Genomic DNA, 17,360 nt, shown 5'->3' on the forward strand with positions numbered 1-17,360 from the left:
TTAATCTAAGTTTTTATAAATCACTCAGCGCCAACCTTTGTGATTCACAACTTGAACTAACCCAATTTCACGGTATGAAATTCTAATCATGTCAATTAGGATTTTAGCAAATCGCGGGATCGTGTCAACTTGTCTGTAAATAAAGATGAGTAAAAATTGCACAAATGTCGTTAGACATCATCAGCAATTGGTTTTTCGTGTCCAATTGTTAGAAGAAAACAAGATAATCCGTCCAAATGTAGCGCACGTTCTTCTTGCGCTGGCCTCTTTTGCAAACGCTAAAGGCTTTGCTTTTCCGTCACAGTCTACACTCGCCAGCATGACAGGTTATAAACGTGAAACAATTAACCGTTTATTGAATAAAGCAGCCACATTAAAATTCATCAGCAAAACACAAAATAGAAAGCCGTTTCACTTCAACGGTAAAACATACTGTCCTCGCGTTTTGTATAAATTCAACATTGCCAAGATCACAAAGCTAGTTGGTGATGAAATTCAACAAGTGAAAAAAGCGCTAAACACTCAGAAAAAAGCCAGTGATAATGATCACTCAGCCATTAAGAAAACCGATCACACAAACAAGCCTTCGGCTAAAACTAATTTAAACACTACTGCTGAGAATAAATCTCGCAGCATGACTTTGCATCAAATCTTATCAAATGCAATTCAGAGCTGTGTTAAGCACCAAACTAAAATCAATCATGAAACAGCCCGTAAACATGGATTAAAACGCTGGCGAATAGAGCAAGGTTTAGAGAAATGCCCTAAGCAGCTAGCAAAAGAGCAAGCAATGGCTAAAAAGCGCATGAGTGCAACACAAGAGCTAGAACGTGAAAGAAAACCTGTGAAAGCCAAGTTTGAAGCGCTGGTGACATTGCTAAGAAAGTCCATGTTCAATCATGATTTGTTTAAACCAAAGCTTGATAAGTTTAAAGCGCTAATGGCTAGCAATCCGTGGTTAGAATTAGATTTAGTGTCTAAAAACATTCTGAGCAAAATTGAAGCTTAACCGTGTTTTAATCTAGCGCTTTACTGGTTACTTGATTAACTAAATGGATAGTAACCATGCTATTTAAAACAAAGATGCTTTTAGGCTTAGCAATAGCTACTTGTTTGTCTTATGCAGTGCATAGTGTGAGTAGTGTTATCAATGAGCACTTAGAGCAAAGAGATAAAGACAGGCAGGCAGTGAAAGAATTGCATGAAACTGTTACCACTTTAAACGCTCATATTGATCACTATAAATCAGCCAATGAGCAGTTGGAAAAAGTCTCTGATTTGCTAGAAAAACAGCTCTCAATTAATGAGCGCAGCATGAGTGATTTTGTGAAGTTTGAAGCAGCTCAAAAAGAGCAAAAACAATCCACTTTAAACGTACTAAATCGAATCTCTAACGAGGCCAAAAATGAAGACTGTATTAATAGTAATTTGCCTGACAATGTTAAGCGCTTGCTCATCAACTCAGCCACCAAATATAGTTATTAAAAAAGAGTATATCCACCAGCAAATACCAAGCTATTTACTGGACCAAGAAGACGTAAAGAAATTAGACTTTTTTACGTGGAAAGATGTGGTATACGGTCATGTTGAATTGCAAGAAAAGCTATTAAGCTGCAATAACAAGTTAAAGCTAATAAAAGAGCATATAAAAGAATCCTCAACCGTTGAGGATTTTGAAAAAGACAATAAAAACAGCGGTTTGTAACACCGCTGTTTTTCTTCAACTTCAGTGAGTAAAAATCTTCAACCGTTGAGGATTTTATTATCCATATAAATTATTGCCGTTTCTAGGCGCTCCAACCAACTCAAACTCCATACTTTCATTCTGCTGTTTATTGGCGCTTGGCGCACCGCTTAATGCGTCTGAAATTTGTGTTTTTGATGGTAGTGTTCTTTGGTCTGCTGCAATGGATTCAAACATCTGAATAACGACTTCTTTGTCATGCTGAGTAGTCATATTTACCAGTGAATTTTTTTGCGCTTCTGTCATGATAACAGGCAATGAATTTACACACTCTAACATGTAGTCTTTACGTGCGTTATTTAGCGCGTCTGAGTCCTTTACCATTTCCTCTAACATCAGCTTTTCTAGCGTTATATCAGTGAGTGTAATTTGCTGCTGATTTTGCGCATGTAATGACTCTAACATCATCTGATATTCGTCTGCACTTTCAAAGCTTGTGAAGTCTTGAATTGACTCAAACATGGCTTGTTTATCTACATCAATGTAGCTTGGCTGTTTTACATAATCAAAACCAGCCAGCACGTTAATAGCATGTGGCTTGCCGCTGGTGGCCCACGACCAGCCGCCAGTTTTTCCATCATGCATTGCCTGAACTTGCTTGCCTGAACTTGTATCTAAAATGCGTTGCTTATGCGTGATAATACCTTCATCTGAACAGCTTACATCTAAACAATAATTCGATGGCTCGACATCAACCTTTACCATCTTTCCGTTTACATTAATAAACTCAACTTCGCTTGGTTTCATCTTGCCTGTCATAGCGCGTATACCATGACCAAAGTAACCGAACATTTCACCTAACTGGATCTCTTCTTGAACCGTATCGGATGCGATAATTTTCTGCACCGCTTTGATTAAATATGGTCGGTTGTTGTGCTTGGTGCGACCATGCTTTGCTAAATCAATCGTTCCGCTGACATCTTTCATAATACTTTACCTTAAACACTTAACAGTGAATCAAATTCTTCTTTAGCTGCTGAACGCGCTAAGTCTCTAATATGCTCGATGCTTTCAAATTGCTGACTATCACCACTTTGCTTTGCATCTTTTAAAATCTTTTCCACCAGCTCATCATCCATACTGAGTGAGTCAGTCATAAGCCAGCGTTTAACCGCGTCCGGTCTTGAGTCAATCATATCTAGGACCGTTGCCACCGCTGATGCATGTTCGGCGCGTGTTAGCATGGCGCTTGCCTTCTCTTGCTCAATGGCTGTGTTTAGTGAGTGATACTTGACGTAGATTTTACTTTTATCTGTAAATGTCTTGCCGTATTTGAAGATCATGTGAATATCGACAAGGCGCAATATCATTGCAGTGACCGCATCACGCACCTCATTTGCTCTAATAGCGGCCTGAATACTGGTCCTGAAAAAACCGCCATCACCTAAACCGCCTGACATTAGATCGCCCCAACCAAGTAAAGACACATCTAAACCTAAGTTTGCACAGGCTCTTTTTAGGTGAAACATAATATCTTCAATGTGCTGTATGTCTGCTGGCATAACTTGGCTATCTACGGTTATACCTCCTTTACCTGCAAGACTTGGAATAAGTGAAGTTAGTATGGTCGGCACTATGCCTTGCCTTTCTGCTTTGTTACGTGCCTTTTGTATGTCTTTTTTAAGCTGACCACCGACCATCTGCATATTTTGTGCGGCGGCGAGTGGACTAAGGCCATCCATCCCTACGGTCATATATCTATCAATACGGCCTGAGTTTTCACGACTACCACGCAATGCACGTAAACCATCGCGCATATCATTCCAAGGCTCATAACAGCCAGCCAGCATACTAGAGCCGTAATTTTGCGTTTCTAATATTTGCTCTTGGAAATTATCATCAAACAAGGTGTGTTCTTTGCCTGTGTGATTAAGTGGTGGTGCATCAACGCGCAATTTAGATGCGCCAATTTTAAGTGCTACCATTTTCCAAGGTTCAGCAAGTACCTGTCTGCTTTTCTCTTCGCTTAGCATATTCATGCTAGTAAAGCCTGCACATAGACCGCCGCGCTCAAACTCGACAATGTTACTCGCTAACGTGTAATAACTGGACTCAATGCGCGTGATACCTTTGCCACTTTCATAGTATGGCCTGACATAATGCGCACCATGGACCGAGGCTAGATAACTCCACCCAGCCACATGCTCTCTGACTAAGCTTTGAATGGTCTGGTTTAACTCTGTGACAACATCAACATACGCTGGCTCTTTGGTTTCAATACTGAAGATTGAACCGTCCTCATTGGAACTGCTTAGCGCATGAGCTAAATGCATTTTTATGCCGGAGTCTAAAATAGGCTCATCTGACATCTGCTGTAAAATCGGATAACGCTCAGCGCGACTGACATCTAATAAGTTGATGCGACTTGCAGCAATGGCATTAGACGCTATCGCTGATTGTGTGTCTGTATTTTTGGCAGATTGTGGCAAAAAAGACGTTCCGGCTGTTTCTGCACTGCTGAGCGGCACATTATCATTGTGCTGATCTTCAGGGCTGTAGCCTTTAAACGCTTGCGCAAGCTGGCTGAGCAGCTTTGGTGTTTTTTTGTCTTTTGCCATGCCTTTTTATTTAACCGAGCTTTAATCTTTCGCCAATCTAGCGCTAGATTAAAGCGCGGAGAAGCAAAAATGAGGCTAGATTTATCCGATGTGGCTATAGGTGTAATGTCTGCAATAGAGCAGAGCGCCACCGCATCAGAATTATCAGAATTAATCCTGAATCTCGATAACAACGAGCATGTTGTTAACTATGGTTTAGAGAAAGGCACAAAAACAAAACGCCTTGCGGCGAACAAATCAGCAAGAGAAGTGCTAGATCGTGTTGGCGATGACCACACGCTATTAACTGAAGAAGACCGTGAAGTGCTAAAACGCTACAGCGGTAAAGGTGGTATTGGTGGTTCGGTCCATGAATATTATACGCCGGAATGGTTAGCCTCTTCGATTTGGGATGCAATGGCGGTTAATGGTTTTGATGGTGGTGTAACAGGTGAACCGAGCGCTGGTGCTGGTGTGTTTAACGGTACTAAACCGCGTAATACGAACATCACAGCCAGCGAAATGGACGCTACAAGTAGCCAGATCAACCAGCTTTTACACCCCGAAGATAAAATTTTTAATAAAACTTTCGAGCAACTGACACAAATCGCAACCGAAGGTATGTTTGATGCCTTTACCGGAAACGTGCCTTTTGGTGATAAACGACCTACGGCGTATGCTGATCCTGAGTATCAAGACATTGAAGAGTTAGAGCGATATTTCATCACGCGAATGATTGATATGGTTAAGCATAACGGCTTAATTTGTTGCGTTGTTCCGACTCAAATTATCAATAGAAAATCGTGGTCAAACTGGCGTGAAGACATCAGCCGAAAAGCGGAATTTTTAGGTGCTCATCGCCTGCCTTCTGGTGTGTTTAAAAACAATGGTACTGATGTTGTAACAGACGTTATCGTACTTAAAAAACACTCTGAAGAGCTGCTTGAAACTATCGCTAATTTACCGGATAAAACACTTGAAGAAGCCAATGTTTTATACGCGCCATTTATTACCGGAAAATGGTTTCAAACCAGTGAAGGTAAAAAGTTTATTCACGGCACTGTAGATAAAGTTAAAAACCAATTTGGCGGTTTTTCTGAGACAGTTAAAGCCAACGGCACTATTAACCAAAAAGCAATACAAGCTAAGCTTGCTCGCCGCTTCGATAGTCGCATTGATTATGATCTCGTTAATGTCGCTAAACCTGTTATTCGCCTACATGTCGAAGGTGATAGAAAGAAAATCAATGGTCGCTGGCATGAATACATGGATGGTCAGTGGCAATTGCAGCAACGTAACAGTGTGACATCAGATATTGATAAATCAGTGTATGGCGTTGCGAGTGTGCAAGAGGCAAGCGCTGTTATTGCTGGTGGTCCTGAAGAAATTTTAAAGCTAGATTTCAGCCAATTTGAAAAGCTAGCTGAAGATTTTGAATATCTTTTCCATAACTCTGATAGTGCTCGAAGAACGCTTGATTTATATAAGTTTGCAATCGCTCAAAATCCAAAGCACCACACGCGCATCTTTAGAGGCGCTTTAATTGGTGAGTTGATCACGGACCTATCAAATATCTCTACTCAAATGCGCTCAGTACCACCAGCGCAAGCGGCAAGACTCAGAGAGTTAGTTAGTGCAGAGATTGAGCGCCATGGTATCGCAGCAAAAGAGCCGTTTGCATTGCTTACTGGTAGAAATGCGAATGCTTGGAATGCGTTTGCTAGCGCCACTGATACAAAAGGCGATTTTAGCGATTTATTAAAAGGCACGTTAGACGTATCAGAAACCGTTGAATTTCAGACCGATGATGCGCAACAAGTGATTACGCATTTACATGCTCGATATGACTTAAATCCTGTGCCATTTGAAGAGTTTGAGCGCCTATATACCGGACCTGACAAACCAAAATCTTTAACTGATGTTGCCAAGATGGACGGTATCGCCATCACACCGGACGGTAACTTAATGCCAATGGACCGCGCCACCAGCGGAAACGTTGTTAAAACGGTTGCACAGATTAAAGAGGCCATGAGCCAAGCAAGCGATCCACACATCATTGCAAACTATGAGCGCCAATTAAAACAGATTGAAGCTAAGAGAAAACGCAATACAGATAAAGAGATTGAGTTCTCACTTAATGCGAAGTGGTTTAGTCGTAAGTACGTTTTAGAGTTCTTACAAGAAAACGGCTATGAAGACTTTAGCTATATCAAGACGCAAGAGGATGAAAGCGGCGAGTCTTACATCAACGATGAATACGAAGGCCAAGACGGAATTTTTGCAGGTTATACCATGCATAAAAACGGTCAAAAGCGCCCGACTAACCAAAAAATTGCGTTTGAAAGACAGTTAGAGAATCATCTTAATGGTGTTTCTGTCCGTTCTAAGAACAAATCAGCCGCAGCACGTTATAAAGAGCGTATCAAAGTTGTTGAGCGCCAATTTGCAGATTGGATGCGCCAGCATGACGATATAGACGACATTGTGGATAGCTACAATGATATTCATAACGGCTATATTGCGTTTGAGCACTCAGAGCATGACTTAGGTCTTAAAAATGTCTCTGGCGATATTAAGCTGCTTAGCTATCAAAACTCAGCTATTCGCCGCGCCTCTGAAGATGGTCGTGGTATTGTTGGTTTTGGTACTGGTCTTGGTAAAACACTTACAGCCTATGGTTTGATTTCCTTTAATACTGAAATGGGCCGTTCTAAACGTACAGCGGTTGTTATTCCTAAAGCGGTGTTAGAAAACTGGTATCACGAAGCTAAAGCGTTTTACGGTAAAAATGGCATGGAAAAGGTACTGTTTCCTGCTATCGAAATTATCCGCGATGATAATGGCGAAGTGGTACAAGAAACGGTTTTAGATGAGCATGGCGAGCCTAAAATCAATGAAGTAAACGGACAGGTGATCAAGCGCGATAAAATCAAAGTGATCACGGATGCTAAAACCATTAAAAAGCAGCTTCAAAAAATACCGCACTCTAACTATCAAACCGTGATCTTAACCAAGGAGCAGTTTTCTAAGTTACCTATGCGCCCTGAGTCAGTTGAGGCGCATGTTATGGAGCGTGTAAGTGTTGGTGCATTAAAGGGTAAGTACGAAACCGCTGCTAAGAATTACAAAGAAGCACAGAAAAACGAAAACTTTAAAGCTAAGTATGCTGATGTTGGTACGAAGAAGTATGATGATGTTCCGTACTTTGAAGACATGGGCTTTGATACGATTGTAGCTGATGAAGGCCATAACTACCGTAACAGCTATGCGGCAGGCTTTAAGTCCTCTAAGTTAGCTTACCTACCAACCGCGCCTAGTTCTGATGTAGCTGTGGATATGGCGCTTAAATCTGAATACCTACGCCGCAAAAATGGTGGTCGTGGTACTTACCTGCTGACAGCTACGCCAACGGTGAATAGTCCGACTGATATTTATAACATGCTCTCTCTTATTCTTTCACCGGAAGAGTGGATGCAGCTTGGCATTGTTGATGTGGATGATTTCATAGAGCAGTACGGTGAAACCGCCATTGAGCAAATCACAAAGCTATCCGGCGAAGTCGAAGAGCAAGAAGCGCTTGTAGGCTTTAAAAACTTAACCGCTTTGCGTTCCTTGTTCCATCGTTGGGTTAACCTCAAAGACATAAAGGACGTTAACAACACGGTAAAAATTCCTAAGCTTGAAGAGCATCAAGTCGATGTTGATCTGTCTGAAGAGCAGCAAAACATTTACGAAGAATTGCGTGAACGTGCCGATCAGTTAAACGAAGAGGTCATACAGAAAACCATTGAATTGCCTGATGGCGAGGAAATGCTAGTTGATGTGCCAAATGGTGATACGATTTTTGGCATTATTCGAGATATGGACCGTGTGGCTACGGACCTAGATCTTTACAATAAAACCATGACCTTTGTGTTACCTGCTAAAAACCTTGATGCAGTAAAGCAGGCTGTTGAAACTTTACCTGACACGCTAGTCATTAAAGAAACCAAAGCAGGTAAAGATGATGAGTTATCGCAAAAAGAAGCGTTAAAAGTCGAAGTTGCGCACCGCGCTAAAATCACCGAAAACGGCGAGACTATAACGCTGGTGGTGCATGAGGCATACGAAGCGCTAATGATTAAAGCGCTGAGTAAGTTTGATGTCAAAGAAGAAGAGATCACGCACCCGATTAGCCCGAAATACGCGGCGCTAATTGAAAATATCCGCACAGGACTCAAAGAAGGTAAGCAAATTGTCTTTACTGAAGAGAAAACACAACACAATAAGCTAAGGCGTTTACTTAGCCACCAGCTCGATATGAAGCTTTCTGAGATTGGCATTATCAATGCTGATACGGTGGCAGGCAAAAGCAAAGCAGATGATCAAGAGGCAGGTTTAGAGGCCATAGCCAAGGCGTACAATGAAGGTAAAACCAAAATTGTCATTGCCAATAAAAAGGCGGAGGTCGGCATTAACCTACACCATGGTACAGCCGCAACGCACCATCTAACATTGCCATGGACACCAGCTAGCATTAAGCAAAGAAATGGACGCGGTGCGCGTGTTGGCTCTAAATCTGACAAAATGAAAGTCTATTACTACTGTGGTAGTGGCTCTTTTGATGAGTTCCGCTTAAAAGCACTCAAACGAAAAGCCGGATGGATGGATGAGATCTTCAAGTCAGACAAGGAAAAAATGGAAAATGGCGATGCAGTAGCCAGCGCCGAAGAAATGAGCCTGTTACTTGCTGCTAATCCTGAAGAACGCGCAGCGCGTGATGCTAAAGCTAAACGCATTAAAGAAGCGAAGATTAAAACCGAGAAAAAACGCATTGCTACGGTTGATGTGGCGAACTTCATTAAAGCTTCACATGATGCGCAATGGTCTGAAGAATCACTGACAGAGCAGCTTAAAACATTACAGGCTAAACGTGTTGAGCTGAAGCACCAAGACAGTGAACTTGAGCAAAAGCTTAGAAGTATGAACAGCTACTATGCTAGCGCCTCAGACATAGCCAAATATAAATCTGATCGCGCACAGATTGCCAGTGAACTCAAACAGATTGCTACGCAAGTTAAATCATTGTCTCAGGTCCAAGGTAGACTTAAAAAGAGCCTATCTAAGTTTAAGCAGTTAAAGCCACAAGTCGAGCAGGCCATTAAAGACGGTTTGGTGTCCGGCGCAGATGAAACGTTATTAACTGAAGCGCACAAAATGATGTTGCATAATGGCCGTGTTATCAAAGAAGGTGACATTTACGAGCATAAAGAAGTAACAGGCTCTACGCGCAACCCATACATCTACAACCGATTGTTAGAAGTGCAAAGCATAGACTTGAACTTAAAACAGGTTACAACAACGGTTTTATTTAGCGATAAATCGTGGGGCAGTGCTACTGTAGGTGGCTCTTTCACTGTGCCTGTTGATGAGCTTGGTAAACTAACCAGCTATACGAAGTCTGAAGCTGAAATAAAGCAAAAGCTATTAAACAACTTGGATTACTCAGAGATACAGAAAACACTTAATCGTGAGCAATACTACCAATTCCTAAAATCGGATGAATTGAAGTTTAAGGACTCGATTTTAAAGCGCACTGAGAATGGCTTTGTTATAGAAAGTGGACCTAATTATAACCGCAGTGACAGTGATACTTTCATTTATCCTGACAATACAGACAAGACACTTTTAAAAGAAGTGGCGCAATGGTTGTTAAGTGATCGTGAGTCATTAAACCGCTATGGCCTTCGAGATCTACTTACTCACTTGTACGGAGCTGGTTTTGTTTCGACTGTTGAATCATACGGTACACAGGCCACCGAAAAGCAAATTTCTGATTGGGTGCAAAAGCATGTCTCTGAACTGTTAACCAATGAGTCATTTTTAGCTGAGCTAACAGGTACTTCAGAATGGCTGTTAAAGCGTGAGTTTGAGCGCAACTTAGAAGACATAAAAACGCCTGAAGGCGTGGATAATGTCTCTGCATTTAAAAAAGCCATGGCTAAGCGAATTGATACAGAAGTAGCAAAGGCGCTTGCTCGCAATCAATCTGAAGAAGAGCGTAAGAACACGCTAAGAAAGCAAAGAGTCAGTATCTTTTATGCGCAAGACTTGGAAACTGCACTACCTCGATTAGAAGCGCTTGTGTCTGATGCTGTGTGGTCCATGAATGAAGATGACAGATACAAACTCATGAAGCCTGAAACCGCGTTAAGTGCTTACAAAGGATTAGATGAAGATGATTTAATTGCCGCTTTGTATAGTGACATTAAACGACTCGACATTAGATCGACTTATAGCGATATTCAAGCTTCAGTGAAACAAGCCTTTCAATTTGTTCGCTCATACCAAACGGATGAGTTTAAACGCACATTAGAGCGCTTAAAGCGTGAAAATGCGCCTCAACCACCAGCAGAGCAAGAAAAAGCGCAAGAGGCTAAAGACACCATTGAAAGCACTGGTGATGATGGCACAATCAATGGTGTAACCGTTCTAACCAACTACAAAGAGATACATATCAAAGGCTCTAGACGTTTCAAAGGTGTGACGTATGAAACGGGCGAAGTGTGGTGCTTACATGATCCGGCTGGCTTTGATGGTGCGCTGTATGAAAACAGAGAGGAAATGAAAGAGCTAGCTGGCAAAGGTAATTATAAGTATGCTAAAGATGCTAGCGCTGATTATCCTGATAGCTGGTGGTTTATCAGAAAAGAAGCCGTAACTAAGGCGCAACTAATGGAATTATTTGGAGAATAACGATGGCTTTTACACAAGAAAACTTAACACCAACATTAGAAGAGGCGCTATCACAACATGACAGTGCTGAGCAGTTTGTTATTGAGTATTTATCCGGTGTAACAAGAGCACTTGTGCGCAATCCATTGCAGTACCGTAGTTTTGGTGTGCATTGGTGGCAATTAAAATCATTACTTGTGAACGCTGGCATTAGCTTTTTCGGAAAGCAGCTAGAAACTGAAACGCTAACGCAATTTAGATTACCGAGTGATGAACTGGTTTGCTGTGCGGCATTTGCCATGCAGCAACAACGTTTAGCCGCTGGTTGCCTGCTAAGTTCTGAGCACTTAATTGCGACTGAAGAAGCTGAAAGTTTGGATTATATTTTGGTAGACGAAGAAATGGAGCAACTCGCTATTTCTCAAGAAATGCTGAAGCAATCCAAGCAGGCGCAACCTGCCTAAATTGCCAAAAGATAAAATCCTCAACCGTTGAGGATTTTATCTACCTTCTCGATATTTTCATTTTTTTGCATTTCAAACAACTGCTTATAGCACAAACCTAGCGCCTCTAATTTCGCCGCCATTTCTGGTGTTAAGCTTGATTGACCACCACACAGCCTAGTCAACGTACTCGCACTAACCTCTATCTTTTTAGCTGCTTGACTGAGTGACATTTGCTTTTCTATTTCTTGTTTTATGTATTCGTTTAACTGCAAAGCTTAAACCTCATTTTTAACTCTTTTTTATAATATCTGTAATTTGCGTATTGCGCAAACTGCAAAGTTCTATTATATTTAATTTGCGCGTTGCGCAACGCGCAAATTAAACCATTAACTTAAAGGTGATTTATGAAAGCAAATAATCAAGTGCAAGCTACAAAGGTTGTGGCTAGAGATAAAGGCGTAGAGGCTGCATTTAAGGCTGTGAGAGAAAATTTACGCGCAATGGGAGTAAGAGAGAGCGGCAGAAAGGGTGCGGTTTCGGCTAACACCGCAGCTTAGACAATTAAACTAAGTTGAAACTCACCTAGCTAAAGCAAGGTGATTCTTGTCGTCATTGGTAATAGCGATCAACATTAGATTGATTACGTCTTACATCACCTCTTACAAGCGTTTAACGTGTCGGTATTTCCTACCGCCACAAATCTATTAGGCTACTAGTAATCGCAAACCTTCAATGTGAATATTAGTAGCCGCATTTAGATCACGATCATGCTTTTGGCCACATTCACAAGTCCATTCACGGATAGCAAGCGACCATTTACCAGAATACAGAACTCCACAACAAGAACACATTTTAGATGATGGAAACCACTGATCTATTTTAGAGACAGTTCGACCATACCAATCTGATTTGTATTGTAACTGCCGTTCGATCTCACCAAAGTTAGCATCCAAAATATGCTTTGCTAACTTCTTATTTTTAACCATGTTCTTAACTTTTAATGACTCTAAACAAATCACTTGGTTTTCGTTTACAAGTTTAGCTGTCATTTTGTGTGTAAAGTCAGAACGCACGTTAGAAATCTTTTCGTGAATCTTGGCTACCTTTGAGCGTTGTTTTCTGAAATTATTAGATCCCTTAATTTTTCTAGCAAGTTTACGCTGTTCTTTGGCTAGTTTACGCTCATACTTCTTGGTTGTTCTTGGATTGCTAAAAGTTAGCGAATCGGAACAAATAGCAACGTCTTTGATTCCTAAATCAACACCAATGGTTTTTGTTGATTCTGGTAATTTACAAATTTCTTCTTCAACTAGAATTGAAATGTAATATTTTCCCGCTTTGGTTTTTGAAATGTAACAAGACGATGGAGCACCAACAAATGAGCGTGACCATTTTATTTTTAATGGCTGCTTCGTCTTTGCCAGTGTCATGGAATTAGTTTTAGCATCCCATTTAAAAGAGTTCGACATATAGCAAGCTGATTGCTTGTTGCGCTTACTTTTAAATTTAGGGTATCCAAATCCAGACTTGAAAAACGCCTTAAACGCCTTGTCTAAGTGTCTCAATGATTGTTGTAATGGAACGCTAGAAACCTTTTTAAGCCAATCAAAATCTGGATTCTTCTTCAACTGAGTAAGGTTTTTATTCCAATCTGAAAAGTTGGTTTTATTACCCTGTTCATACTGTTCTTTAGAGAAAGCCAACGCATTATTATACACAAAACGGACGCATCCAAACGTATGTTCAAGCATTTCTACCTGCTCGCTGTTTGGGTAAAACCTGTATTTGTAAGCTCTTAATGTCATTTGGCCTATCCTCTTTCCATGTGCTAGTATACAAGCCTTAGAAAGCATTTCAATAATTGGTCTAATTACATTTATGGCACGCAAACATGAACAGCAAGTGCGAAAAGGTAGGCACTGTGTCAGTGCCTTACATGCTCATTTAGTATTCGTTACGAAATACAGACGAAAGGTGTTTAATGACGATATGCTGAAACGACTAGAACAGATATTGAAAGAGGTTTGCCAAGACTTTGAGGTTAACCTAGCGGAGTTCAATGGTGAAACTGATAACGTTCACATTCTCATTGAATACCCTCCAAAGGTTCAACTTAGCAAGCTGATAAACTCGCTCAAAGGTGTAAGCTCTAGGTTAATGAGAAAAGAATATCCAATGATACGCCGTTATCTATGGAATGGTGCTCTTTGGTCGCCTAGTTATTTTGCGGGTTCTTGTGGTGGTGCTCCTTTGGATATGCTCACAAAATACATTGAGCAACAGAATAGACCATCGTAACGTTACCGCTTTGCGGTAATACCTTGTATCCCCTACATGAATATAGGGGTTTTACGGTTTAATTGATAATTAAAAAGGCAGTGGCGGCTACCACTGCCTTTTTAGTTTATACCAATCCTTGATCAATAAGCCAGCCTTCTAATAAATCAGCCTCTTTGTTGCGTCTTGTTCGGTATCTATCACCAAAATCACGTAAATTCTTTAATGCGGCTGTATAGTCTTTAGTAATAATTTGCCGCCAAAAGTTAGGCGTTTTAAGTGCTAAGTCACCATACTGATATGCGACTGAGGCGATCACGGTTGCCACTTGCTCATCTAATAAATCAAAATCTTCAGCGGTTGCTTGGTTGTAAGCGCGTCTTAGCCTGTCTGTTGCTTCGCCATGTGCAAGTAGGTTAATGACTTTTGAGTCATTTTTACTTATTACTAGCGGCGTTTCGTCTAGCGCTTTTGCGGCTTCTTGGCCTTTTAACTGTAGGTAGGGTTCTAGCTTTTGAATTAAATCAGGTGTTAAGCCCATTAAGCAATCAATTGAACGCTGACCAAGGTCAAAGCCACACGCGATAGTAACACCGCTTTTTGAGTTTTCAGGATCAGGCACGTAACCTGCTAATTTGTTGCCTTCTAGCTCTTGAATGAATGATAGGTTGATTGGCATGTTAATTGGTCCTCACTAGATGATATGAGGACCATATTTACGCTAGATTAAAGCGCGGTTAAGCGTCTTGTAGCAGTTTGAGGATTTTCTTTTGCGTTGCTTCATCAATGTGCTTGTCTAACTTCAATGTCACAGCACCACTTTTCGCCACTTTTACCGATGCGCCTTTTTTAAGTGGTTTGTCATCCCACACGCTTTTGCTTGATGTTTTTTCTTGTACTGGCTTATCCGACTTAAACATAGCCAATAGCTTTGTTTCTAACTGCTTTGTTGCCAGTTTTAAATCGTCTTTGCTGGTATCTTCATTTACAGTGATACGTAGACCATCACGGATCGCTTTATCTAACTGACCTCTAAATGCTTGCTCAGCTTCTTTGTATAGCTTTAAGCAATCACGTAAGAACCTGTGACTAATCGCACCAAGCGAAGGAAATAGGCTGTATAGGTCATCCGGTAGCTTTTCAGCAAAGCTCATTGCTTCTGACACGCGGCCTGTGCTCACTTCAAATAACTCAGCTAGCTTTTCTTGGTTTAGCTTTTCTTGGCTGTTGCGCTTCATTTCAAGCATGGAAAAGCCAAGATCTATAATGCTCGGCTCTTCATACGTATCAGCGATAGACGTTAGCGACTTTCTATCTGAGTGAGATACTTGGTCTGCTGGTGCAACAAGAATAACAAATACGCCATTTTCTGTAAGCTGAACACATTTACGTCTACGCATACCGGCTAAGACTTCGATTCGTCCGTCTTGGTGTTCAACACCATACGCATGAACAGAATTTCTGCCTTGCTCTCTAATTTCTGGCAATATGTCCATGACAGAGCCAATTGTAATGTGTTGTTCTGAGCGCTTGTTAGTTGGCGATTTAAAAGTTTTCTCTGCAATTTCAGCGCTTGGTATTTCTACCGTTCTGAATGTTACTTCCTTGCCAGATTTCAAAGTCATTTTTGATTGCTGGCCTTGGATCGCGGCTAAAGCATTAGCTTTAACTTTGCCGCGATTTTTATTTTGGTATGGATTATAGATTGTCATTGTTAACTGCTCACATCAGAAATGTATAACATTAATTCTCTTGCACAGGCATTGAGCTGCAATTGCGCTTTATCAAGTTGCTTGTTTGGTACAACCTTGTCTGATTTCTTAAAATCAAACACAGTGCATTCTTGCTGTACTGCTTTTTCAAACGCGGTACTTCTAGGAATAACGTTATTTAGTAAATCACTGCCAAGAGTCTCTTTCATCTTATCTAAGATGTGTTTGTCTCGGTTGTACTCTTCTTCATAGTTAGTTGCTAGCACCTTCCACCAGCCGATATTTTCACCTTTACTTGGTAGGCTTTCAAAGGTGCTAGGAAGTGCTTTAATGAATTTTTGCGTTGACTCCCAATCCAGTGCATGAGCCATACAAGGGATCAACATGCCTGTTGCTGCTTCAAATGCAGACCACACAAGCGGATTCATAGTTGGTGCTGTGTCGATAAAAATAAAGTCAAAGTCATCTTTCACAACATCAATGATTTTGGTTTTTAGTAGGCTCAAGCTTTCCATGTCTGTATCACCGCCGTTTTGTGCTTTTTCTAGCACTTTTAACCATGCAGCACTATTAAAGCGCTCATCTTCAGGAAAGGCCGGAAGAATAGACAGATTAGGTATATGCGTTTCAACCAATGAGTTGTTTACGATGTCTTTATGAGAAAGTCCGTTCTTTCTCAATGCATTATAGATGCTGTCCGGCTCTTCATCACCCAACATAATATCTACGGCTGTTAAGATGGTTGCATCATTTTCAACGTCAATGTTTGCATGTTTGGCTTGCGAGCCTTGCGGATCTAAATCAATGAGCAATACACGCTTTCTGTTTATTAGCTCTAAAGATACTGCTGTTGCGATAGATACAGAGGTGGTTGTTTTACCAGTGCCACCTTTAAGGTTAGAGATAACTGTAACCACACAGTCGCTAAACTTGTCTCTCCATGCAGGCGTACCGCGCTTTTCCATCAGTGTATGAATATGATAAAGCGTGTATTTATACTGGTTTGAGATTTTTAAAACTTCTGGTAATTCGCCGCTTTCGCGCAACTCATTTACAAAATCTTTAAATGCTACGTGATTCATTCCAAGTAGCTCAGCAACTTCTGAGGCTGGCTTAGAGTGATTTAAAATTAAGTTTGAAATTTCCTCTTTTGACTTGGCTTGCTCAGCCAGCAATTGATAGTTGTTAACTTCATTTTCAATCTTTTGAATTGTTTTAGCTAAAGATTCTGTAATCATGACCAAATCCTAAAAATTATCCTTTAAGTTATTTTTAAGTTCTATAGTGAAATTTTGGCGCAGAACTTAAATTTTCATTTAGTTTATGTTTTTAGTTTTGGTTATGCAATTAAAGATTGAAAATAATTGAAGATTTTTTATCCACAGATTTTGTGAGTAAGCTGTGACCCTTCTATATACATACAAAGAAAGGTGAAACTGTAATTTTTAAAGTTTATACTGTATATAAATACAGTTTTTAAGGGTTTTACCAATGAACTCAAATGGTATTTCTTATTCAGAATGCACTTTAACGCTAGATCAGATAATTGCACCGGACCGACACAGTATCTTCTTTGGTCGTGTATCAGGTGACTCGATGAATGAGCTAGGCATTTTTGATGGTGATCTACTTGTGGTAGACCGTGGAGTCGAACCAAAGGACCAAGACGTTATTGTGGCAAATCTGAATGGCGAGTTTGTCTGTAAGATATTGGATATAGAAAACAGAATGCTTGTATCTGCCAATCCTAGCTATAAACCAGTTTATATTAACGAGTGTGATGTATTTAGCTTTGAAGGTGTTGTAACCAGTTCAGTGAGAGTATTTAGATCTAGGTCCGGTATTCGCTCAAAACTACGCTAAACCAATAATCACCTCCTTGCAATGCCCATATAACTAAATGAACTATTAAACACAATACAAATTACTA

At 40.7% G+C, this 17,360-nt stretch carries 14 protein-coding genes; 7 read left to right on the forward strand and 7 right to left on the reverse strand.

Features of this window, described 5'->3' with window-relative positions; translation table 11 throughout:
• Positions 1–145 precede the first annotated feature (145 nt).
• A complete protein-coding gene (locus MHN81_RS23365) occupies positions 146–1,009 on the forward strand; it encodes a helix-turn-helix domain-containing protein (protein WP_239426857.1) in 864 nt (287 codons plus the stop codon).
• 56 nt (positions 1,010–1,065) lie between these two features.
• Positions 1,066–1,485 carry a hypothetical protein gene (locus tag MHN81_RS23370; protein ID WP_239426858.1) on the forward strand — a complete coding sequence of 140 codons (420 nt, stop codon included), beginning with the start codon at positions 1,066–1,068 and terminating at the stop codon, positions 1,483–1,485.
• A 277-nt stretch (positions 1,486–1,762) separates the two neighbouring features.
• Here the strand turns inward: MHN81_RS23370 and MHN81_RS23375 are convergent, their stop codons facing one another.
• A complete protein-coding gene (locus MHN81_RS23375; protein WP_239426859.1) occupies positions 1,763–2,671 on the reverse strand; it encodes a hypothetical protein in 909 nt (302 codons plus the stop codon).
• A gap of 11 nt (positions 2,672–2,682) precedes the next feature.
• Positions 2,683–4,302 carry a hypothetical protein gene (locus MHN81_RS23380; protein ID WP_239426860.1) on the reverse strand — a complete coding sequence of 540 codons (1,620 nt, stop codon included), beginning with the start codon at positions 4,300–4,302 and terminating at the stop codon, positions 2,683–2,685.
• A gap of 69 nt (positions 4,303–4,371) precedes the next feature.
• Between MHN81_RS23380 and MHN81_RS23385 the strand changes: the two genes are divergently transcribed.
• Positions 4,372–11,016: a helicase-related protein gene (locus MHN81_RS23385; RefSeq protein ID WP_239426861.1), complete on the forward strand. Its 6,645-nt coding sequence runs from the start codon at positions 4,372–4,374 to the stop codon at positions 11,014–11,016.
• 2 nt (positions 11,017–11,018) lie between these two features.
• On the forward strand, positions 11,019–11,459 hold the full coding sequence (locus MHN81_RS23390; protein ID WP_239426862.1) for a hypothetical protein: 441 nt from the start codon (positions 11,019–11,021) through the stop codon (positions 11,457–11,459).
• 20 nt (positions 11,460–11,479) lie between these two features.
• Here MHN81_RS23390 and MHN81_RS23395 read toward each other — a convergent pair whose 3' ends face one another.
• A complete protein-coding gene (locus tag MHN81_RS23395; RefSeq protein ID WP_239426863.1) occupies positions 11,480–11,713 on the reverse strand; it encodes a helix-turn-helix domain-containing protein in 234 nt (77 codons plus the stop codon).
• Between the two features lie 132 nt (positions 11,714–11,845).
• Between MHN81_RS23395 and MHN81_RS23400 the strand changes: the two genes are divergently transcribed.
• Positions 11,846–11,998, forward strand: a complete 153-nt coding sequence (locus tag MHN81_RS23400; RefSeq protein ID WP_239426864.1) for a hypothetical protein — start codon at positions 11,846–11,848, stop codon at positions 11,996–11,998.
• A 147-nt stretch (positions 11,999–12,145) separates the two neighbouring features.
• On the opposite strand, the gene MHN81_RS23405 is transcribed toward MHN81_RS23400, so the two are convergent.
• A complete protein-coding gene (locus MHN81_RS23405) occupies positions 12,146–13,246 on the reverse strand; it encodes a transposase (RefSeq protein ID WP_239426865.1) in 1,101 nt (366 codons plus the stop codon).
• 73 nt (positions 13,247–13,319) lie between these two features.
• On the opposite strand from MHN81_RS23405, the gene tnpA reads away from it, so the two are divergent.
• Positions 13,320–13,739, forward strand: coding sequence for an IS200/IS605 family transposase (gene tnpA, locus MHN81_RS23410; protein ID WP_239426866.1), 420 nt, complete (start codon positions 13,320–13,322; stop codon positions 13,737–13,739).
• 106 nt (positions 13,740–13,845) lie between these two features.
• Here tnpA and MHN81_RS23415 read toward each other — a convergent pair whose 3' ends face one another.
• From MHN81_RS23415 to MHN81_RS23425, 3 genes are read right to left on the reverse strand one after another with little or no spacing between them, the layout of a single operon-like run.
• Entirely contained in the window at positions 13,846–14,397 is a 552-nt protein-coding gene (locus tag MHN81_RS23415; RefSeq protein WP_239426867.1) for a pesticin C-terminus-like muramidase, read from the reverse strand.
• A gap of 58 nt (positions 14,398–14,455) precedes the next feature.
• On the reverse strand, positions 14,456–15,430 hold the full coding sequence (locus MHN81_RS23420; protein WP_239426868.1) for a hypothetical protein: 975 nt from the start codon (positions 15,428–15,430) through the stop codon (positions 14,456–14,458).
• Between the two features lie 2 nt (positions 15,431–15,432).
• Complete coding sequence (locus MHN81_RS23425; protein WP_239426869.1) at positions 15,433–16,668, reverse strand: ParA family protein; 1,236 nt, start codon at positions 16,666–16,668, stop codon at positions 15,433–15,435.
• Positions 16,669–16,921: 253 nt separating this feature from the next.
• On the opposite strand from MHN81_RS23425, the gene MHN81_RS23430 reads away from it, so the two are divergent.
• On the forward strand, positions 16,922–17,293 hold the full coding sequence (locus MHN81_RS23430) for a S24 family peptidase (protein ID WP_239426870.1): 372 nt from the start codon (positions 16,922–16,924) through the stop codon (positions 17,291–17,293).
• The last annotated feature ends 67 nt before the right edge of the window (positions 17,294–17,360 follow it).

The organism is Pseudoalteromonas sp. Of7M-16 (genome assembly GCF_022347805.1).
GTDB lineage: Bacteria > Pseudomonadota > Gammaproteobacteria > Enterobacterales > Alteromonadaceae > Pseudoalteromonas > Pseudoalteromonas luteoviolacea_F.

Excerpts from the sequence above, each read along its gene's own strand:
- MHN81_RS23365 (WP_239426857.1), top strand. The coding sequence starts at position 146 with ATGAGTAAAAATTGCACAAATGTCGTTAGACATCATCAGCAATTGGTT.
- MHN81_RS23370 (WP_239426858.1), top strand. The coding sequence starts at position 1,066 with ATGCTATTTAAAACAAAGATGCTTTTAGGCTTAGCAATAGCTACTTGT.
- MHN81_RS23375 (WP_239426859.1), bottom strand. The coding sequence starts at position 2,671 with ATGAAAGATGTCAGCGGAACGATTGATTTAGCAAAGCATGGTCGCACC.
- MHN81_RS23380 (WP_239426860.1), bottom strand. The coding sequence starts at position 4,302 with ATGGCAAAAGACAAAAAAACACCAAAGCTGCTCAGCCAGCTTGCGCAA.
- MHN81_RS23385 (WP_239426861.1), top strand. The coding sequence starts at position 4,372 with ATGAGGCTAGATTTATCCGATGTGGCTATAGGTGTAATGTCTGCAATA.
- MHN81_RS23390 (WP_239426862.1), top strand. The coding sequence starts at position 11,019 with ATGGCTTTTACACAAGAAAACTTAACACCAACATTAGAAGAGGCGCTA.
- MHN81_RS23400 (WP_239426864.1), top strand. The coding sequence starts at position 11,846 with ATGAAAGCAAATAATCAAGTGCAAGCTACAAAGGTTGTGGCTAGAGAT.
- MHN81_RS23405 (WP_239426865.1), bottom strand. The coding sequence starts at position 13,246 with ATGACATTAAGAGCTTACAAATACAGGTTTTACCCAAACAGCGAGCAG.
- tnpA (WP_239426866.1), top strand. The coding sequence starts at position 13,320 with ATGGCACGCAAACATGAACAGCAAGTGCGAAAAGGTAGGCACTGTGTC.
- MHN81_RS23415 (WP_239426867.1), bottom strand. The coding sequence starts at position 14,397 with ATGCCAATCAACCTATCATTCATTCAAGAGCTAGAAGGCAACAAATTA.
- MHN81_RS23420 (WP_239426868.1), bottom strand. The coding sequence starts at position 15,430 with ATGACAATCTATAATCCATACCAAAATAAAAATCGCGGCAAAGTTAAA.
- MHN81_RS23425 (WP_239426869.1), bottom strand. The coding sequence starts at position 16,668 with ATGATTACAGAATCTTTAGCTAAAACAATTCAAAAGATTGAAAATGAA.
- MHN81_RS23430 (WP_239426870.1), top strand. The coding sequence starts at position 16,922 with ATGAACTCAAATGGTATTTCTTATTCAGAATGCACTTTAACGCTAGAT.